We start from the raw sequence: 18,945 nt of genomic DNA, 5'->3' as shown, positions 1-18,945 counted from the left end.
CCATCTCCATCGCTATCGTCGCTGGAATTCCGGTGCCATCAACAGCAGCGCCAGGCCCTGCTGCCTGGACTCGGCGCGCGAAATCGCCTGCCGTGTCTCGGCCGATACGGATGCGCCGATCAGCGACGCCAGCATCTCGTTGGGATTGCCAATGTCGTCCGCCTGCTTTGCCGCCTGCCAGGCGATGTCCAGGCGCGTCTTGAGGCCCTCGGCGGAGGTCCACGCATCCGTCTGGTCGGAAAAGCCGTTCGGGCCCGGCGGCTGCCACAGCGGTTCGCCAAGCGCCTTCAGCCAGCGAAGCGACCGTTGCGGTTCGTTGCCGGCGGTGGAGCCGATCGCCCGTCGCAACGCGACGACATAGTCCAATGGCGAGCGCAGCTTCGCCAGCGGCGTCGACCAGGCCTCGGGCATGTCGATCAGTGTCACGGCCAGAGCCCGCAGGTCGCCGTCGGTCTTGGCAAAGACCCTTGCGAGACGCTCGACCGCCGCCGGCGGTGGATCGTCCGCGATGAAATGTCTGGCAAGCTTGGTGGCGATGTGTCGCGCGGTGGCCGGATGGCGGGCAATGTCGTTGAGCGCCGCCTCGGCCTGGCCCATGCCGCCGCCGGGATAGGTCTTGCCGAGCAGCACCGCATTGCCTGGCTGGTGGGCATTGGCGTTGAAGACGAACGTGCCCGGTTCTCCGAGCCGCCCCTTGCGGCCTGCCATCGTCCAGCCTGTCAGCATGCCGGCGAAACTGGTGACGTCGGCCTGGCTGTAGCCGCTGCCGACGCCCAGCGTGTGCAGCTCCAGGATCTCGCGGGCGAGGTTCTCGTTGAGGCCGCGGCCGCGCCGCTTGCCGACGCGCGAATCCGGCCCGATCGACTGCTGGTTGTCGAGAAAAAACAGCATGGACGGATGATGCTCGACCGCCAGCAGCATGTCGGCGAAGCGGCCGAACACGAAGGGGCGGATCGCCTCGCGCTCGAAGGCGCCGGCGCTTGCCCGCACGACCGCTGCCTTGGCGACGGAGACGCAGAAATGGTTCGACCAGAAGCCGACCAGCCTCTCCACGAAGCCGGGTGTCGCGGCGAACGCCTTGTCGAAACGGGCCTGCGCCTCGTCGCGATAGATATCGGCCTCGACCCGCGGCACCGCGGGCTTGTCCTTTGTCTCGGTCAAGCCGCCCGGGTCATCCATGGCCGTCGGCCGCATGGCGGGCTCCGCCTTCTGATCCCGTGCCGCCCTGCGTTCTGCTGCCGCCGTCATGCTGGCCTGGATCGCCGCGGTGCTGTCGAGCAACCCAGCGTTCCTCGGATCGTCAGGGGAGATGAGCGCGATGTCCTGCTGCTTCAGCTCGGCCTTGAGGTAACCACGCGGATCGGCGGCGATCTTTCCGAAATCGTCGCCGGGTTTTGCGCCGAGGCCGAAGCGGTGGAGCGCCACCAGCGCCGGATCAGGCGACACGGACTTTGCAACCGGTGCGGCCAACGAAGCCTCCGTCCGAGCCCGACGCAGATCGCGCCGGTCGACATATTCCATGATCGCAAGAGCGCTCACGACCCCGGCCGCAGCGCCGGCGCCATGAGCGGGTCATCACCAGCGGCGCCAGTGGTGCCAGCGGTGATACGGATGCCAGACCGGGCCGATATAGACGCGCGGTCCGCCCCAGTAATAATAGCCCGGATAGACCACGCGGCGGTTGGGGACGCAGCGGCCCCAATAGTTGGGATGCCAGCCGGGACCGCAGCCCCCAGCGACATGCTCGACAAGCGCGGGCGCGGGCGCAACCGGCGCGATCGGCATCGCCGAGGCGGCACTGGCCGCGGCCGCTCCGCCGATGGCGAGCGCGGCCGCGATCGAATATTTTGTCAGACTGTTCATGGGATACTCCCGAGAGTTTCGCGGTTGAAGAGAACCTGCCAGCCAAAAGCGGCCGCAGGCCTGTCCCTCTCTCCCTTGAACGGAGCGTGGCCGCCCTTTCCGTCGCTGCCTATGGCGATTTTTTTGCGGGCATCGGCAGCGGCCTGCCGGCGCGCCGCAACAAAGCGTCTGCCAGCAGTTGACGGTCCTCCGGCGAGCTCGATGCGGCGAACTCGATGATGCGTTGCTCGAGCCGGGTGCGGACGGTGACATCGGCATTGCGCGCGCGCTCCAGGGCGGCGGCAAGCGCGTTGCTGTCGAGGGTCGGCTGTTGCAGGAGGTTTGCCGCCTCGCGCCGCGCGGCCTGTCCGTCGAGGATCACGTCCCGCGACTCCCGGCGCGCTTCGCGCAGCGCTTGGCGAAACACCTTGCGGTCGGCGGCGGGCAGCCGGCCGCCGGCCGATTCCAGCGAATAGCCCGGATTCGACTTCCCGATCAGCCAACCAGTGCCGCCGGCAAGCGCGCCGATCAGAAAAACATTCAGCACCAGCGACGCGGCGACAAGACGGGGGCTCATAGGTCTTCCTCGTACGGATCGGCTTCCGGGCCGGCGTCGCCGAACGACGTCGCATTGGTGTCCATGGCATAGTGGTCGGACTGGATATCCGGATTGACGACGGTCACCAGCGCCAGCCCGGCCACGGCGCCGGCGAGCCCGACGCCCGCAAGCCCGAAGCCCAGCCACCAGAACCGCCGGCGGCGCTCCTGCCTGACCTCGGTCGCGGCCCGGGCGACGATCGCGCCATGGAGTGTCGGGCTGGGCGCTTCGACGCTATGCCGGCCGAGGATTGCGTCGAGCCTGGCGGCGCCCGCCAGGATGGCGCGGCCCTCGTCGGTCTTGGCAAACAGCATCGCAGCGGCCTGTTCGGCCGGCGGCCAGCGATGCAATGCGCTGCCATAGGCATCCGCCAGCGCGGCGAAGCGCCTTGCATCCAATGGCACCTCGACGGTCTTTCTCTCGTCAGCCATTTCGTTCCCCCTTCCGCTTTGTCGGCGTGGCCCCCCACGCTGCGTCCAGCACGTCCTTAATCGTCTCAATCATCGCCATCGTCTCCGACGAGCATCGCTTGCAACGAGCGGCGCCCCCGTGCGAGCAGGCTTTCCAGCGCATCGACGCTGACCTGCATGGCGCCGGCGGCCTCGATGTTGGACAGCTCCTGATAATACACCAGCACGATCGCCTCGCGCTGGCGCGGCGCGATGCGCTGCAGGGCTTGGCTGACCCGTCGCCCCTCGTCGCCCGGCATGGCATCGGGAAGCGGCGCCTCATCGGCCACCTCCGGCAATTCGTCCGTCGTCCATTCGCGCCGGCGCCGCAGCCGGTCGTAGCAGAGGTTGAGCGCGACGCGGTGGATCCAGGTGTCGAAGCGTGCGTGTCCCTGGCGCCAGCCCGAGGCGTGGCGCCAGATGCGCACGAAAGTCTCCTGGGCGACGTCCTCGGCCTCCGCCGCGTCGCCGAGCATCCGCGTGGCCAAAGCCAGGACGCGCGGCAGCTTGCGCGCCACCATTGCCTGCACGGCGGCAGCGTCGCCCGTGCCGATGCGGCGTACCAGTTCCTCGTCCGTGTCGGCGCCCATCAATCGGGGCGCTCGAGTCTGTCATTCTGCGGCATAGCCTCTTGGTCATTGCTCCTCGTTGGGAGCGGATTTGTGGCCCGGCCTTTCGTCGGCGTCGAGCACGCCGTCGCCATTCTTGTCGAGCTTTGCGAAGCGCTTGGCGAGGAAGGGGTCGAGCTCGACCTTGTCGACGAAGCCGTCCTTGTTGGTATCCATGCGGGTGAAGGATTTGGCGGGATCGCCCTTGGCCTTGCGCGCGGTCTGGAAAGCGGTCCATTCGGCGAGGCTGACCTTGCCGTCATTGTCCGTATCCGCCCGCATGAACGCCTTTTCCCGGCGCGCCTCGAATTTTTCCAGCGTCAGGCCGGACTTGGTGAGGTTAGACTTGGTGAGGTCGGACTTGGCGGGAGCCGAGGTGTCCGGCGTCGTCTGGGCCGGTGCGGGGGCAGAGGTAGGCGCCGTTGTCTGGGCGACCGCGCTAGCGGTCAGCGAACCAAGGGCAACGACAAGTATCGTGGGGCGGTTCATGCTCTCGTCTCCGGTTGGGCACGGCCATTGGCGGCCACGCTTCAGCCGTTAAACGCGGCGACGAGCAAAATCCGTCGGTCCTTTTTCGACCGGACAACAAATCCATCGGATCCGGCGGCGGACCGCAGTCGTCCCTGAAGGGACGGGAGGCGCGCCTATCTCTGTTGGTCGACCACCACCAGCTGGTCCGGTTTGAAACCGGCATGCTGCGGTGTCCAGACGTCGCCCTCGCGGTTGAACCAGTGGCACAGATACGTGCCAGAGGCCGCGCCGTCGCTGACGGTCATTTCCGGGCCTCCGGATTTCAGCCTGACGACGTCTCCGGTCTTGAAACTATTGGGCATTTCGACCTCCCATGCTGACAGGTGGAGTTTCCCACCAACAGCTACTCCCGACAATGGCCGAGATTCGCCGATGACGTGGTGCAGGGCGGGGAGGACGTGGAAAACTGGTGCCGCTTGCGTGGCACGCCGGGTAGCACTGAAGGCATGGCCGGATCATGTCGGGGCTTGGAGCCGAAGCGAGCGGCCTGATCGTTCCTTGGGTTCAGTCGGTGTCGCGCCGGGGAGCCGGCGGCTGCGCCGATCGGCTATCTTCTCCGGCCGGTCGGACGGTCATGGACTTTTCATCGGGCCACAGTGCTTGTGCCTTCATCACCGCTGCCAAAAGATTATCGGCTTCAACGCTTCCGATTTCAGTCAGAAGCGGGCTGTTGCCTCCGGCTCCGAAATCGACGTGATAGACCGTCCAACTCCTCATTGCATTTCCGACAATTTGCGTCTCGGCACGGGCACGCGGATGGAAGCCCGGCTCGCTTTTTGTGGTTAGGATTTTGAGGTCCGCGAGCCGGGCATGCACCGACCGATAGGCGGGGGGCTTGGGGTTATCAGCCGGCGCGATCGCAAGACTGTCTGATTTGCCCGCTAGCCCACAATCGACCGAGGTCCATCCTGCCGAACGCATTGGTCCGAAAGGATCCAAGATATAGCCCCTTATTCCGTTGGGGTAGGTTGCCCTGCCCCGCAGGAAAGGTGCCGCCCGCCGCGAATCTGGACGGGCAGACCGCTAAGCGCTCGGCCTTCGGTGCAGTTTGGTTCTCTTGGAGATTTTGGTGCCGCTTAGGTGACTCGAACACCTGACCCCATCATTACGAATGATGTGCTCTACCAACTGAGCTAAAGCGGCCCGGGAAGCGCCAAGCTTCCAGAATGGGCTGCGTGATAGACGCAACCGCTCGCTAATTCAAGATGGGCAGCGGTGAATTCCGGCCTCCTTGTCGGCAATCTCCATCTACGGTTACCGCGTAACGGCGCAGCCGTGGCACGCGGCGGCGTCCGACCCGGCTGCATCGCCCGGAGCGTTCGCAACGAAAAATGTTGATTCTCCAGCAAAAAATGCCGAAATGGCGTTGGATACGCCGGCAAGGCAGCCGCTCGCCCGTTGATCGATTGGTCGCCTGCGGCTAACGATCAGGGAACTGTGAGCGAACGCGCAGAGGGAGCTCGCTTGGACCCCATCGAGAAAGCCATCCGCAATACCTTCGAGAAAGGCAATGCCGAGGACCGGGCGTTCCGCGAGAAGGTCTATCGATCCGCCTTTGCCGCGCTGGACCGCGTCCTGCAGGCCAACCCGAACGTCACGGTCGAGGCCGCCATCAGTCGCCGCAAGGCGGTGCAGGCCAAGATCACCGAGATCGAATCCGAATTCCTGCCGGCCGCTCCCGATGTGACGCTGCCCCCGGAAAACATCGCATCGGCCGGCAATGCCGCGCCGGGTCCCCGCGTCGACGCTCCGGCTGCTTCGGCCGCGCCCTCGGTCGACGCGCCGCTGCCGCCGTCGCAAACGGCGACGTCGCCCTCGATCAGCGTTGACGGCCCGGTCCAGCCCGATGCGTCGGACCAGCCGCGCTCGCGCGTGCTGCCGCGCGTGCCCGACATCATGCCGGACGAGGCGGCGCTTCCCGACGCGCCGTCGCTCGACGATTCGCCGGGCGCTCCCGTCGGCAACGGCGCCCAGGTCTCGCCCGACCGCGACGAGCGACGGATCGGGGGCCGGCGCCTGCCGCTGACCGCGATCTTCGTCGTCGCCACGCTGCTCGCCGCTGTCGGTATCGGTCTCTACTTCGCCAAGCAGACCGGGGTCTTCAAGACGGCAGCCCAGCTTGACACCGGCCCGCCGGAATCGACGCCGACGCTGGACGATGAGGATTCCTCGCAGCCGGCCGAACCCGGCTCGCCGCAGAAGCCGGGCGAGGCGGACCAGTCGAAGAACTGGATCAACGTTTTTTTGCCTGCCGACCCGACCCATGTCAGCGCGCCTTCAGACGCCGCCGCCGACGTGATGAAGGACGACACCGGCCAGTTCCTGCGCATCCGCTCCGGCGCGTCCGGCTCGGCCATTGCCTTCGATGTCGGCCAGGGCGTGCTGGAGAAGCTTGCCGGCAAGCATGCCATGTTCGACATCGTCGCCCGCTCGGAAGAGGGCAAGGAGACGCAGATATCGGTCGACTGCAATTTCGGCGATCTCGGCGATTGTGGCCGCAAGCGCTACGCGGTCGGCCACGAACGCAACGAGTATCTGTTCGACGTGCAGTTCCCGGCCAAGCACCCGGGCGCCGCCGGCACGATCGCCGTCAACTCCGACTTCGATAAACAAGGCAAGTCGGTCGATATTTACGAGATCCGCGTCTCGATCGCGGAGTAGTTGCGGGAGCAACTCACGTCCGGGTTCGTTCTTCCGAAGGAAGACCGGGCGCGCATCCGCTCGGCTTCCCCGCAAAAGAAGAGGAAGACGCCATGAACGCCGTGCATCCGAAAGAAGTCGAGGAAGTTCGAGGCCTGATCGAACAGTGGGCCGCTGCTGTGCGCCGGAAGGACATCGACGGGATTCTGCGCCATCATGCGCCGGATTTCGTCATGTTCGATGTGCCGCCGCCACTGCAATCCACGGGCATCGAGGCGTATCGTGACACTTGGCCACTGTTCTTTGGCGCCTCGCCGGAAGCGCCCGTGTTTGACATCGTCGATCTGAAAGTCACCGCCGGCGCCGATGTGGCCTTCGCGATTGCCCTGATGCGCTGCGTCGAGGTGAAGGCATACGGTTCCAGTGACCTCGACTTCCGGTTGACCATCTGCTTCCAGAAGGTCGCCGGTCTGTGGACCTTCACGCACGAGCATCATTCCGTTCCGGCTATGGACTAACCGTCCAAAAGCGCTTGCAGTGTCTCGATGCGGTCGGCCTCGGCAGCCGGCTTGTCCCAGCGCAGCCGTGAGATGCGGGGAAAGCGCATGGCGACGCCGGATTTGTGCCTGGTCGAGCGGTTGAGGCCTTCGAACGCCACCTCCAGCACCAGGCCGTTTTCGCGATCGGCGCGCACCGAGCGCACCGGCCCGAAACGCTCGATAGTGTTGTCGCGCACATATTTGTCGATCTCTCTCAGTTCCTCGTCGGTGAAGCCGAAATAGGCCTTGCCGACCGGCACCAGCTCTTCGGCACCCACCGGCCCCGACCAGACGCCGAATGTGTAGTCGGAATAGAAGCTGGAACGCTTGCCGTGGCCGCGCTGCGCATACATCAGCACCGCATCGATCGTGTGCGGATCGCGCTTCCATTTGAACCACGGGCCCTTCGGCCGGCCTGCGAGATAGGGCGAATCCCAGCGCTTCAGCATCACGCCTTCGATGATCGGATGCGGCGGCGCCTGGCGCAGCCGCTCCAGAGCCTCCCAATCGGGGAACGCGACCAAGGGTGAGAGGTCGAAGCGGCCGGGATCGAGGGTTTTGACGAAGGCCTCAAGCCGTTTGCGGCGCACGGCGAAGGGCAGCGCGCGCAAATCCTCGCCGTCGATCTGCAGCGCATCGTAGCAGCGCATGAAAGCCGGATATTGCTGCTGGATTTTTGGCGACACGCTTTTGCGGTTCAGCCGCTGCTGCAGGTCCGAAAACGTGCCGGTCGCCTCGCGCGGGTCGCCGACCAGCAGCTCGCCGTCGAGCGCCGCCTCGAAATTCATCGCCGCGGCAAGGTCTGGAAAAGCGCCGGAGACGTCGTCGCCGGTGCGCGAATAGAGCCTGCGGACGCCGCCCTCGCACACGGCCTGGACGCGAATGCCGTCCCATTTCCATTCCGCGGCATAGTCGGCGTGGTCGAGTTTTTCGAGGTCGCCGTCGTCGACGGCGTTGGAGAGCATCACCGGCCGAAACAGCGCGAGCGCCGCGCTCCTTGGTTTGTCCGCCTTACCTTCCAGCCAGGCGAACAGCTCGGTGTAGGGCGGCGTCAGCCCGTGCCAGAGCTCCTCGATCTCGGCGACGTCGACCTTGCCAAGGTCGGCCAGCGCCTGTTTGGCGAGCCGAGCCGACACGCCGATGCGCAAGCCGCCGGTCACCAGCTTGATGATGGCGAAGCGCGCCGAGATGCTGGCGTCGTCGAGCAGCCGCGCCAGCACCTTCGGCCCATCCGACCGGCTGGCGGCCTGCAGCTTGCCGACCACCTCGGCCAGCGTCGGGTGATCGTTGGGAATATGCCCGGCCGGTTGCGGCCAGACCAGCGACACGGTTTCGGCAAGGTCGCCGACGTAGTCGCAGGAATATCCGAACAGCACCGGATCCATGCGCTCGATCACCAGCGCGCGCAGCATCGCCGGCTTCACCGCCGCGATCGAGAGGTCGCCGGTGATCGCGGCCAGCGCCAGCCCGCGGTCGGGGTCCTCGACGCTGCGGAAATAGTCGGTGAGCAGCGTCAGCTTGCCGTTGCGCGACGGCGTCAAGACCAGGCGGTCGAGGAGTTCGGCAAAGCGGTTCATTGGGGCGCTGCTCGGCGGCGCTGGCGCTCCGGCACACCCCCCTCTGTCCTGCCGGACATCTCCCCCGCAAGGGGGGAGATTGGCAGTTTCGACCCCGCCGCACATCCTGCAACGCTGGTGATTGGCGAAAGCCAGCGCACCATCCGATCTCCCCCCTTGCGGGGGAGATGGCCGGCAGGCCAGAGGGGGGTGTGACGGAACGCGATGCCTGCGATTTCTGTATCCGCGAGTTCCATCAATCGCCCTCGTCCTCATACCCCACGAGGTGCAGCGGCCTCGCGGCAATCCCCTCCAACTCGCACCAGCGCACCAGCGCCTCCTCGCGGCCATGCGTGACCCAGATTTCCTGCGCGCCGGTTTCCTTGATCGTGATGATCAGCTCATCCCAATCGGCATGGTCGGAAATGATCAGCGGCAGCTCGACGCCGCCTTGCTTGGCGCGCTGGCGGATGCGCATCCATCCCGAGGCGAAGCAGGAGATGGGATCCGGAAAACGCCGCGCCCAGCGGTCGGCGAAGGCCGACGGCGGCCCGATGACGATGGCGCCGGTGAAGTCGGCCTTGGCGCCGCTTTCAACCGTCGCCGGCTCCAGGCTGCCCAGATCGACGCCCTGGCTCTGATAGTAATCGCTGAGCTTCGCAAGCGCGCCATGGATATAGATCGGCCTGTCGTAACCGGCGTCGCGCAACAGCCGCATCACACGCTGCGCCTTGCCGAGCGCATAGGCGCCGATCAGATGCGAGCGTTCGGGAAACTGCGCCGCCGATTTCAGCACGCGCGCGATCTCCTCGTGGTCCGGCGGATGGCGAAACACCGGCAGGCCGAAGGTCGCCTCGGTGATGAAAACATCGCACCGGATAGGCTCGAAAGGCAGGCAGGTGGCGTCCTTCTGCCGCTTGTAGTCACCGGAGGCGACGATGCGCAGGCCGTTACGTTCGACACAGATCTGCGCCGAGCCCAGCACATGCCCGGCCGGATGGAAGGTGATGGCGACGCCATTGATGTCGGTGGTTTCGCCCAGTAGCGCGGCCTGCGTCGTTCCGGCGAAATCCTCGCCATAGCGCAATCCCATGATGTCGAGCGTTTCTTGGGTGGCAAGCACCGAGCGATGGCCGGAGCGCGCATGGTCCGAATGGCCGTGCGTGATCAGCGCCCGCTCGACGGACCGCACCGGGTCGATGAAGAAATCGCCGGGCGGGCAGTACAGGCCCTCCGGTCGGGATTTGAGCAGGTCGCTGGCGCGCATGGCGTTGAACATAGTGGCTAAATTCCGCGCGGGAAGCCTGTTGCAAGAGACTGCTGACTCGTCCTACAGCCATCCGCCGGTTCCGCCTCGCCGGCGGGATACTTCGTCAATGAAAGCGCTCCGGGCCTCGTCGGGCGATTTGAACGCCGACCGTCGTGCCGATTTCGCCGAGATGCTGCTCGCGTCGGGCGAGCCCGCGCAGGCGGCGGAGCTTTTGCTCGGCGCGCTGGACCTCGTGCCGCGATGGGCCGCCGGCTGGTTTCGCCTCGGTGAGATGCAGGAAGCGGCTGGCCTGCTCGACCAGGCCGCGCGGGCCTGGGCCATGGCGCTGAAGCTGGAGCCCGCGGACCGCCTTGGCGCAGCGCTGAAGCTTGAGCTGATCGGCAAGGCGCCAGCCGCCGCGGCGCCGCCCAGCGCCTTTGTCGAGACCTTGTTCGACCACTACGCCGACAGTTTCGAGGACTCGCTCGTCCGCAAGCTCGGCTACGGGCTGCCGGATTTCCTCGGCCGAGCCATCCGCAAGGCGAGGCCCGGTCGATTTCGGCTGGCCCTCGACCTTGGCTGCGGTACCGGCCTGATGGGTGAGAGGCTGCGGCCGTTCGTCGACCGGCTGGAGGGCTACGACATCTCGGCCGCAATGTTGAGGAAGGCCAAAGCCAAGGGCATCTACGACCTGCTGGCCAAGGCCGACCTTCAGCATTTCTCCCACCCCGGCGCCGGAGCCGACCTCGTGGTCGCGGCCGATGTGTTCATCTATCTAGGCGCCCTCGAACGCATCGTCGGCGTGGTCGCGAACATGCTTGCCGAGGATGGCGTATTCGCGTTTTCGCTCGAGACGCTTGCCGAAGGCGGTGATTTCGCCCTTTTGCCGTCACGGCGTTATGCCCATTCCGAGGCCTATGCGCGGCGCGTGCTTTTGGCCAACGGGCTTGCGGTCCTGTCGCTGGAAGGCATGGTTATCCGGCACGACCGGCGCGACCCGGTCGAAGGCCTGGCCATCGTGGCTGGCTTGCCCGCTGCATCTACCGAGGTGAGGAATCCGGCAGCGGCATGAGCCTGACCTTGCTGCGAAAAAGCCTGAATGGCATGGTCGGGGTTGCGCGGGGCGGATACCTGAGTCTTTGTTTTGCGCAATTCCGGACGGAAAACCACGACGCAGTTTTCCTGGAATTGCCCTAAGGAGAGATCCATGCGCTGGACAATGGTTGCGTTGGCGTCTTGCCTGACGGTCGCCGGATGTGTCGGCGGCACATCGATGGCCGAGCGTCAGGACGAGGATGTCCAATCCTCATTGCAGTATGACGACGTGCCTTGCGATCAATTGCTGGCGCAGCGCAATCAACTGGCGCAGCAGCACAATCTGCCTGTCACCGCCAAGCCGACCTTTTCCAATCCGGCGATGGGCTTCGGCCCGTTCACGCCGGATATGCGCTCCAAGGCCTCGCGCGAGAGCAACAAGGCGAGCGGCGAGATCGATGCCATGAACCGCTCGATCGAGCGCCGCGACTGCGGCAAGCCGAAGAAGAACGAGACGCTCGGGCTGCCCGGCTCGAAGCCTTCCTAAGGATCAACAATCGATATCCTGCTTGCGATCGGCCGGATCGCCGAGCTTGTTTGTCGCGCCCGGAAGTCACCATCCGATGAACCTTTCCGATCTCGGCGACCGCATCTGTATCCTGGGACCGTCCAACAGCGGCAAGTCCACTCTTGCCAACGCAATTGCGCGCAAGCGCGGCTTGGAAGCCATTCACCTCGACCTGCTCTTTCATCTGCCAAATACGGATTGGGAGCAGCGTCCAAAGGATGAATTCATTGCCCTGCATGACACCGCGATCGCCGGCGAACGCTGGGTGATGGATGGAAACTACTCGATTTGCATGCCGCAGCGCTTCGGGCGGGCGACAGGACTAATTCTGCTGGACATCTCCACGCCCGCGAGTTTGCTCCGTTACTTCCGGCGGACGCTGTTCGAGACCAAGCGGCATGGCGCCCTGGAAGGCGGCCGTGACAGCGTCAAATGGGATATGATCCACCATATTGCCGTGGTCACGCCCAGAAATCGCAAGCGACACCGTGCGATGTTCGATGAGCTCGATCTGCCGAAGCTGCGGCTCGCCTCCGTGCGAGCGATCAAGCAATGCTTCCGCGCGTGGGATCTGGCACTCGACTAATAACCCGCGTCACGATCGACCAGGTTTTCGAGCTTCTCGCCGCGTTCGAAGGCAGCCATCTGGCGAAGCATGATCGGCACCAGATGGGCGGGGTCCGACGTCGCCGCCGCATGCGGCGTGACGAACACTTTCGCATGGCCCCACAGCGGACTGGTCTTCGGCAGCGGCTCGACCTCGAACACGTCGAGGCTCGCTTCCTTCAGCGTGCCGTCCTCCAGCGCGCGCAATATGTCGGCGTCCTTCTGCAGGCGTCCGCGTCCGGCGTTGATCAGCACGGCGCCGCCAAGGCCGTTGCGCCGGCGTAATTCCTTGAGCAACCCGTAGTTGACGATGCCTTGCGTGCGCGGGGTGAGCGGCAGGAGCACGACCAGGATATCGGTGGCATTGAGGAACGGGATCAGCCCCGCCTCGCCGGCATAGGTCGAAACACCTTTCATCGGCCGGTCGGTGCGCGACCAGCCGTTGACGGCGAAACCGAGCGAGAGCAGCACCGATGCCGCAGCCCGGCCGAGATGGCCGAGGCCCATGATGCCGACGGAGATGTCGCCAGCCGGGCGCTGCGGCGGCTCGTGCCACGTCTTCTTCGCCTGTTGGCTGCGGTAGAGCATGCCCTGGCGGTGATGGTCGAGCACCCGCCAGACGACATATTCGGTCATGTATTGGGTGAGATTGTCGGCGACGATCTTGACGATCGGCACGTCGGGCAGGCCGGGATCGGCAAAGATGTGGTCGACGCCGGCGCCGATCGAAAAGATGGCGCGCAGATTGGGCAGCGACGACAGGAGGTTGGGTTTCTGCTTCCACACCACCGCATAGGTGATCGACGGATCGTTCGGGCCGTTCGGTTCCAGCACCACCTCGCGCTCGGCCGAAAGCAGTTCATGCCAGCGCTGCGGGTGGAAGCCGGTGAGGGCAAGCAGGATTTTGCCTTTTTCCATTCGCGGATTTTTCTTTCCTGTTCTGCCGGTTCCGGTCGGGCTACTCGCTGACCACGCCGGTCGGCGCCGTCTCGATCTTGAAGGCCGCCGCCATCAGCGCCCGCGTATAGTCGGTTTGCGGACTGCTGAAAATCTGTTCGGATGTCCCAGCTTCGACGATCTGGCCATTGCGCATGACGATGACGTCATTGGCAAGGGCGCGGACGACTTTCAAATCGTGGCTGATGAAGAGGTAGGCGAGATTGTGCTTGGCCTGCAGGTCGCGCAAAAGGTCGACCACTTGCGCCTGCACGCTCATGTCGAGCGCCGAGGTCGGCTCGTCGAGCATGACGAAGCGCGGGTTGAGCACCATGGCGCGGGCGACGGCAACGCGCTGGCGCTGGCCGCCGGAGAATTCATGCGGATAGCGATGCCGCGTTTCCGGGTCGAGGCCGACCTCCTTGAGCACGGCGACCACCTTGTCGTCGCGCTCGTCTGGCGGGAGCTTCGGCTCGTGGATCTTCAGCCCTTCCTCGATGATCTCCGACACCGACAGTCGGGGGCTGAGCGATCCGAACGGATCCTGGAAGACGATCTGCAGCTCGCGCCGCAGCGGCCGCATGGCGCTGAAGGAAAGCTGGTTGATGTCGCGTCCGTTGAAATTGATCGTGCCGGTCGAGGAGATCATCCGGGCGAGCGCCAGCCCGAGCGTGGTCTTGCCCGAGCCGGATTCGCCGACGACGCCGAGCGTCTGGCCGGCGCGCACGGCGACGTCGATGCCGTCGACCGCCTTCACATGGTCGACCGTGGTGCGGAAGAAGCCCTTCTTGATCGGGAACCAGACCTTGACGTCCTTGCCCGTCATCACGGGCTTGGCATTCGGGTTGGACGCCGGCGGCTTGCCCTTCGGCTCGGCCGCAAGCAGGTGCTTGGTGTAGTCGTGCTGCGGATTGGCGAAGATTTCACTGGTCGGACCGCTCTCGACGATCTTGCCCTTGGTCATCACGCAGACGCGGTCGGCGATCCTGCGCACGATGCCGAGATCATGCGTGATGAACAGCAGCGACATGCGCTTGCGGCTCTTCAGCTTGGCCAGCAGTTCGAGGATCTGCGCCTGCACGGTGACGTCGAGCGCTGTCGTCGGCTCGTCGGCGATCAGAAGCTCCGGCTCGTTGGCCAAGGCCATGGCGATCATGACGCGCTGGCGCTGGCCGCCGGACAACTGGTGCGGGTAGGCATCGAGCCGTTTTTGCGGATCGCGGATGCCGACCTCATTGAGCAGCTCCAGCGTGCGCGCGCGTGCCGGCGCATCGCGCAAGCCCTGATGCAGTTGCAGTACCTCGACAATCTGCTGCTCGATCGTGTGCAGCGGGTTGAGCGAGGTCATCGGCTCCTGGAAGATCATGGTAATCTTGTTGCCGCGCACGGCGCGCAGCGCCTTCTCGTTGGCGCTCAACAAGTCGGCGCCGTTAAACAGGATCTTTCCCGAAGGATGGCTGGCTGCAGGATAGGGCAGAAGCTTCAGCACCGAGAGCGCCGAGACAGATTTGCCGGATCCGGATTCGCCGACCAGCGCCAGTGTCTCGCCCTTGGCGATATCGAAGGAGATGTGGTCGACGGCCATCGACTGCGTGCCGCCTTGCGCGAAGGCGACGCTCAAATCGCGGATGGACAGCAGAGGCTCGTTCATTTGAATGTCTTGCGCGGATCGAAGGCGTCGCGTGTCGCCTCGCCGATGAAGACCAGCAGCGACAGCATCAGCGAAATCACGATGAAGCCGGAAATTCCGAGCCATGGCGCGTTGAGATTGCGCTGCGCCTGCTTCAGCAACTCGCCGAGCGATGCAGACCCTGGCGGCAGGCCGAAGCCGAGATAGTCGAGAGAGGTGAGTGTCGAGATCGAACCGCTCAGCAGGAAAGGCAGGAAGGTCAGCGTCGCCACCATGGCGTTGGGCAACAGATGGCGGAACATGATGGTCAGGTTGGGCACGCCGAGCGCGCGCGCCGCGTTGACATATTCGAAGTTGCGGGCGCGCAGGAACTCGGCCCGCACGACGCCGACCAGCGCCACCCAGGAGAACGCCAGCATCAGGCCGAGCAGGATGAAGAAGCCGGGCGGCAGGATCGCGGAGATGATGAGCAGGAGATAGAGCACCGGGATCGCGGACCAGATCTCGATGAAGCGCTGGAACAGAAGGTCGGTCCAGCCGCCGAAATAGCCCTGCACGGCGCCCGCCGCTACGCCGATCAGCGAGGAGCCGAGTGTCAGGACAAGTCCGAACAGCACTGAAATGCGGAAGCCGTAGAGCACGCGCGCCAGCACGTCGCGCGCCTGGTCGTCGGTCCCTAGCCAGTTCCAGTTGCCGACGACGCAGTTCTCGTCGGCCTCTCCCTTCGGATATTGGTTGCAGCGCGCCTTCTTGTCATAGAGCCAGGAGGGTTTAGCCGGCGCCGCTTCGGGGATGGCGTTGTTGACGGTCTGGTAGGAGTAGCGGACCGGCGGCCAGATCATCCAGCCATTGGCGTTGATCTCGTCCTGGATGACCGGATCGCGATAATCGGTGACGGCATAAAAGCCGCCGAACTTCTCTTCCGGATAGGCGACCAGCACCGGAAACAGGATCTCGCCCTTGTAGGAAACGATGATCGGCTTGTCGTTGGCGATCAGCTCGGAAAACAGCGTCAGCACGAACAGGAACAGGAATATCCAAAGCGACCAGTAGCCGCGCCGGTTGGCCTTGAAGTTCTGCAGCCGCCGCTGGTTGAGCGGCGACAGCCACGGCCGGGCGGCGCGGGCCGGCTTGGTTTCGGCCGAGGCTACCGCCATCAGACGTCTCTCCGCTCGAAATCGATGCGCGGATCGACCCAGGTGTAGATCAGGTCCGACAGCAGGCCGACGAACAGGCCGAGCAGCGAGAAGATGTAGAGATTGGCGAAGACCACGGGATAGTCGCGGTCGATCACCGACTTGAAGCCGAGCAGGCCGAGCCCGTCGAGCGAGAAGATGTTCTCGATCAGCAGCGAGCCGGTGAAGAAGGCCGAGATGAAGGCCCCGGGAAAGCCGGCGATCACGATCAGCATGGCGTTGCGGAAGACGTGGCCGTAGAGCACCTTGCGCTCCGACAGGCCCTTGGCCCGCGCCGTCACCACATATTGCTTGCGGATCTCCTCAAGGAAGGAGTTCTTGGTCAAAAGCGTCGTTGTGGCGAAGGCCGACAGCACCAGCGCCGTCAGCGGCAGTGTCATGTGCCAGAAATAGTCGATGATCTTGTCCGGCCAGGACAGCTGGTCCCAATTGTCGGAAACGATGCCGCGCAGCGGGAACCAGTCCCAGAACGAGCCGCCGGCAAACAGCACCATCAACAGGATGCCGAACAGGAAGCCGGGGATGGCGTAGCCGACGATCACCACACCGCTCGTCCAGATGTCGAAGGTCGAGCCGTCCTTCACCGCCTTGCGGATGCCGAGCGGGATCGAGATCAGGTAGGACAGCAGCGTGATCCACAGCCCGATCGAGATCGAGACGGGCATCTTTTCCAGGATCAGGTCGAGCACCGAGATGTCGCGGAAATAGCTGTCGCCGAAATCGAAGCGGGCATAGTTCCACAGCATCATGCCGAAGCGCTCGAGCGGCGGCTTGTCGAAGCCGAACTGCTTTTCCAGCTTCTTGATGAATTCGGGGTCGAGCCCCTGCGCGCCGCGATATTTCGAGCTGACATCGCCCGAAACATCGAAATTGGTCGCGCCGGCATCGCCACCGCCGCCGCCTAGCCGGTCATTGCCGCCTTGGTTGGTGAGCCTGGCGATGACCTGCTCGACCGGCCCGCCCGGCGCGAACTGGATGACGGCGAAGGAGATCGCCATGATCCCGAACAGCGTCGGGATCATCAGAAGGATGCGGCGCAGGATATAGGCGCCCATCAGGCTGCCGGCCCCGCGCGAAGGGGAGTATCAGGCTTTGCCAATTTTTGCCGCCTTGCCCTTGTCGACCCACCACAGCGCCTCGACCGGAAAGCCGAAATCGGGTTTCTGCTCGGGAAAGCCGAACATGTCCCAATAGGCGCTTCGGTGATTCGCCAGATACCAACTTGGAATCCAATCGCGCCGCGCACGCAAGACCCGGTCGAGCGCGCGCATCGCGACCGTCAGGGTTTCGCGGTCCTTGGCGGCGCCGACGGCGTCGATCAGCGCATCGATGGCCGGGCTCGCTATGCCCGGCAGGTTGCGTGAGCCTGAAACGCCTGCGCTTCGCGAATGAAAGAAGATCTCGAGGTCGTCGCGGGTTGGCGTCGCGCTGAAGGAGAAAGCGGCCGAGAGCAGGTCGAAATCGAATGTCGATTGCCTGAGCTGGTACTGGGCCGAATCGACCAGCCGGATTGAGGCATCGATGCCGATAGCCTTCATGTTGGCGACCCAGGGCGAAAAAACCTGCACGAATGTCTCGTCGTCGGCGAGGAATTCTGCGGGCAGCCGTCCTCCCTTCTCGTTGACGACGAAATCGCCGGAACGTTCCCAGCCGGCCTCGGCCAGCAGCTTCGCTGCCTTGCCGAGCTGCTTGCGGTCGCGTCCCGACCCATCGGACGGCGGCTGTGTCACCGCCTCGCCGAAAGCCTCGGGCGGCAGCTTGTCGCGTAGCGGCTCCAGCAATGCGAGCTCCTCCGGCGATGGCGCCCCCGCGGCACGAAAGTCTGATTTCTCGAAGCAGGACTGCGAGCGCTCATAGGAGCCGTAAAAGAAATTGCGCCGCGTCCATTCGAAATCGAAGCACAGCGCGATCGCTTGTCGCACACGCGGGTCCTGGAACTGGGCGCGCCGCTGGTTGACGGCCGTGGCCTGCATCGAGGGCACCGTTTCGGCCGGGAATTCGTGCTTGACCACCTTGCCGGCGGTGAAGGCCGGAAAATCATAAGCGGTCGCCCAGACGCGCGAGGTGAACTCCTCGCGGTAGAGGATCTCGCCCTTCTTGAAGGCCTCGAAACCGGCCGTGCGGTCCCGGTAGAACTCGATACGGATACGCCCGAAATTGTTCTGGCCGCGATTGACCGGCAGGTCGTTGCCCCAATAGTCGCCCACCCGTTCATACTCGATCCAGGCGCCCGCCGACCAGCGGTCGACCTTATAGGCGCTAGAGCCGAGCGGCGGATTGAGCTGCGAGGAATCGAATGGGTTGGCGGTAAAGAAGGCCTTCGACAGGATCGGAAATCCGACGACGTTGAGGATTGTGCGGGCCGACTGCTTGCCGGAGAATTTGAGCTCGACGGTATGAGCATCCTTCACCACGGCGTCTTCCAGATGCGTCAGCGACAGCGCGTAGCCCGGATGCCCTTTGTCTTTCAGCAGTTTGAAGGTGAAGGCGACATCGTCAGCGGTCAGCGGCGTGCCGTCGTGGAAGCGCGCCTGCGGACGCAGCGAGAAAGTGAAGCCGTTGCGGTCGTCGGAAATCGTGACACCGTCGGCGATCAATCCATAGACCGCGTCGGGCTCGTCAAGCGCCCGCACCATCAGCGAATCGAAGCACATCTCCATGCGCTGAGGCGCATCGCCGTTGGGGACAAAGGCGTTCAGCGTGTTGAAGGTCTGCGGGCTCTGGTTGGCGCCCCAATTGGGAGGGGAGAAGTTGAAAGTGCCGCCCTGCGGCGCATCGACATCGACATAGTCGAAATGCGCGAAATCCGGCTTGTATTTCAGGTCGCCGAAGGCCGACAGGCCGTGCACCTTCACGCCGGTCGGAATGGCGGCGAACGCCTTGCCGGGCAGCAGCGCCGCAGCCGTCGCTGCGGCGCCGAGCGCCAGGAAGGCGCGGCGAGGAAGCATCGTCTGCCGCCTCA

At 64.7% G+C, this 18,945-nt stretch carries 20 protein-coding genes and 1 tRNA gene; 5 read left to right on the top strand and 16 right to left on the bottom strand.

From position 1 onward, the window contains the following. Positions 1-12: 12 nt before the first annotated feature. The 9 genes from YU3_RS0109215 to YU3_RS0109175 form a co-directional block, all read right to left on the bottom strand. Complete coding sequence (locus YU3_RS0109215) at positions 13-1,470, bottom strand: DUF1800 family protein (RefSeq protein ID WP_245273465.1); 1,458 nt, start codon at positions 1,468-1,470, stop codon at positions 13-15. A gap of 105 nt (positions 1,471-1,575) precedes the next feature. Then, positions 1,576-1,863 (bottom strand): hypothetical protein, encoded by a 288-nt coding sequence (locus tag YU3_RS0109210; RefSeq protein ID WP_027165959.1) that lies wholly within the window; start codon positions 1,861-1,863, stop codon positions 1,576-1,578. A 109-nt stretch (positions 1,864-1,972) separates the two neighbouring features. After that, positions 1,973-2,419, bottom strand: a complete 447-nt coding sequence (locus YU3_RS0109205; RefSeq protein WP_027165958.1) for a periplasmic heavy metal sensor — start codon at positions 2,417-2,419, stop codon at positions 1,973-1,975. After that, a complete protein-coding gene (locus tag YU3_RS0109200) occupies positions 2,416-2,871 on the bottom strand; it encodes a hypothetical protein (RefSeq protein WP_027165957.1) in 456 nt (151 codons plus the stop codon). Before YU3_RS0109200 ends, YU3_RS0109205 begins: the two co-directional genes overlap by 4 nt. 65 nt (positions 2,872-2,936) lie before the next feature. Next, positions 2,937-3,479, bottom strand: a complete 543-nt coding sequence (locus YU3_RS0109195; RefSeq protein WP_027165956.1) for an RNA polymerase sigma factor — start codon at positions 3,477-3,479, stop codon at positions 2,937-2,939. A 45-nt stretch (positions 3,480-3,524) separates the two neighbouring features. Then, complete coding sequence (locus YU3_RS0109190) at positions 3,525-3,986, bottom strand: acid-shock protein (RefSeq protein WP_027165955.1); 462 nt, start codon at positions 3,984-3,986, stop codon at positions 3,525-3,527. A 155-nt stretch (positions 3,987-4,141) separates the two neighbouring features. Then, the gene (locus YU3_RS0109185; RefSeq protein ID WP_027165954.1) at positions 4,142-4,330 is read right to left on the bottom strand and encodes a DUF2158 domain-containing protein; all 189 of its coding nucleotides are present in this window, start codon (positions 4,328-4,330) and stop codon (positions 4,142-4,144) included. A gap of 202 nt (positions 4,331-4,532) precedes the next feature. Then, positions 4,533-4,949, bottom strand: coding sequence for a hypothetical protein (locus tag YU3_RS40485; protein ID WP_156913432.1), 417 nt, complete (start codon positions 4,947-4,949; stop codon positions 4,533-4,535). A gap of 146 nt (positions 4,950-5,095) precedes the next feature. Next, positions 5,096-5,171 (bottom strand) — tRNA-Thr (locus YU3_RS0109175). Between the two features lie 321 nt (positions 5,172-5,492). Here YU3_RS0109175 and YU3_RS0109170 point away from each other — a divergent pair. Continuing rightward, positions 5,493-6,689, top strand: a complete 1,197-nt coding sequence (locus YU3_RS0109170) for a hypothetical protein (protein WP_027165952.1) — start codon at positions 5,493-5,495, stop codon at positions 6,687-6,689. Between the two features lie 92 nt (positions 6,690-6,781). Beyond that, positions 6,782-7,186, top strand: coding sequence for a nuclear transport factor 2 family protein (locus YU3_RS0109165; RefSeq protein ID WP_027165951.1), 405 nt, complete (start codon positions 6,782-6,784; stop codon positions 7,184-7,186). On the opposite strand, the gene YU3_RS0109160 is transcribed toward YU3_RS0109165, so the two are convergent. Both YU3_RS0109160 and YU3_RS0109155 read right to left on the bottom strand, forming a co-directional pair. Then, the gene (locus tag YU3_RS0109160; RefSeq protein ID WP_027165950.1) at positions 7,183-8,784 is read right to left on the bottom strand and encodes a cisplatin damage response ATP-dependent DNA ligase; all 1,602 of its coding nucleotides are present in this window, start codon (positions 8,782-8,784) and stop codon (positions 7,183-7,185) included. The genes YU3_RS0109165 and YU3_RS0109160 overlap by 4 nt on opposite strands. 235 nt (positions 8,785-9,019) lie before the next feature. Next, complete coding sequence (locus YU3_RS0109155; protein WP_027165949.1) at positions 9,020-10,030, bottom strand: ligase-associated DNA damage response exonuclease; 1,011 nt, start codon at positions 10,028-10,030, stop codon at positions 9,020-9,022. A 109-nt stretch (positions 10,031-10,139) separates the two neighbouring features. Between YU3_RS0109155 and YU3_RS0109150 the strand changes: the two genes are divergently transcribed. From YU3_RS0109150 to YU3_RS0109140, 3 genes are all read left to right on the top strand, one after another. After that, on the top strand, positions 10,140-11,084 hold the full coding sequence (locus YU3_RS0109150; protein WP_027165948.1) for a methyltransferase domain-containing protein: 945 nt from the start codon (positions 10,140-10,142) through the stop codon (positions 11,082-11,084). A 135-nt stretch (positions 11,085-11,219) separates the two neighbouring features. Beyond that, positions 11,220-11,594, top strand: a complete 375-nt coding sequence (locus tag YU3_RS0109145) for a hypothetical protein (RefSeq protein WP_027165947.1) — start codon at positions 11,220-11,222, stop codon at positions 11,592-11,594. Between the two features lie 76 nt (positions 11,595-11,670). Then, a complete protein-coding gene (locus tag YU3_RS0109140; RefSeq protein WP_027165946.1) occupies positions 11,671-12,201 on the top strand; it encodes an ATPase AAA in 531 nt (176 codons plus the stop codon). Here YU3_RS0109140 and YU3_RS0109135 read toward each other — a convergent pair. Genes YU3_RS0109135 through YU3_RS0109115 form a run of 5 tightly spaced genes read right to left on the bottom strand, consistent with a single transcriptional unit; the run spans position 12,198 to position 18,931 of the window. Next, positions 12,198-13,139, bottom strand: coding sequence for a glyoxylate/hydroxypyruvate reductase A (locus YU3_RS0109135; protein ID WP_027165945.1), 942 nt, complete (start codon positions 13,137-13,139; stop codon positions 12,198-12,200). The two genes, YU3_RS0109140 and YU3_RS0109135, sit on opposite strands and share 4 nt — an antisense overlap. Before the next feature lie 40 nt (positions 13,140-13,179). Beyond that, positions 13,180-14,808: an ABC transporter ATP-binding protein gene (locus YU3_RS0109130; RefSeq protein WP_027165944.1), complete on the bottom strand. Its 1,629-nt coding sequence runs from the start codon at positions 14,806-14,808 to the stop codon at positions 13,180-13,182. Continuing rightward, entirely contained in the window at positions 14,805-15,944 is a 1,140-nt protein-coding gene (locus tag YU3_RS0109125) for an ABC transporter permease (RefSeq protein WP_027165943.1), read from the bottom strand. The genes YU3_RS0109130 and YU3_RS0109125 overlap by 4 nt, the downstream gene beginning before the upstream one ends. Then, a complete protein-coding gene (locus YU3_RS0109120; RefSeq protein WP_027165942.1) occupies positions 15,944-17,038 on the bottom strand; it encodes a microcin C ABC transporter permease YejB in 1,095 nt (364 codons plus the stop codon). The genes YU3_RS0109125 and YU3_RS0109120 overlap by 1 nt, the downstream gene beginning before the upstream one ends. A 30-nt stretch (positions 17,039-17,068) precedes the next feature. Continuing rightward, positions 17,069-18,931: an extracellular solute-binding protein gene (locus YU3_RS0109115; protein WP_036258239.1), complete on the bottom strand. Its 1,863-nt coding sequence runs from the start codon at positions 18,929-18,931 to the stop codon at positions 17,069-17,071. Positions 18,932-18,945 lie beyond the last annotated feature (14 nt).

It is taken from the genome of Mesorhizobium sp. WSM3224, assembly GCF_000427725.1.
GTDB lineage: Bacteria > Pseudomonadota > Alphaproteobacteria > Rhizobiales > Rhizobiaceae > Mesorhizobium.
This window is presented reverse-complemented; position numbering and strand designations above follow the sequence as displayed.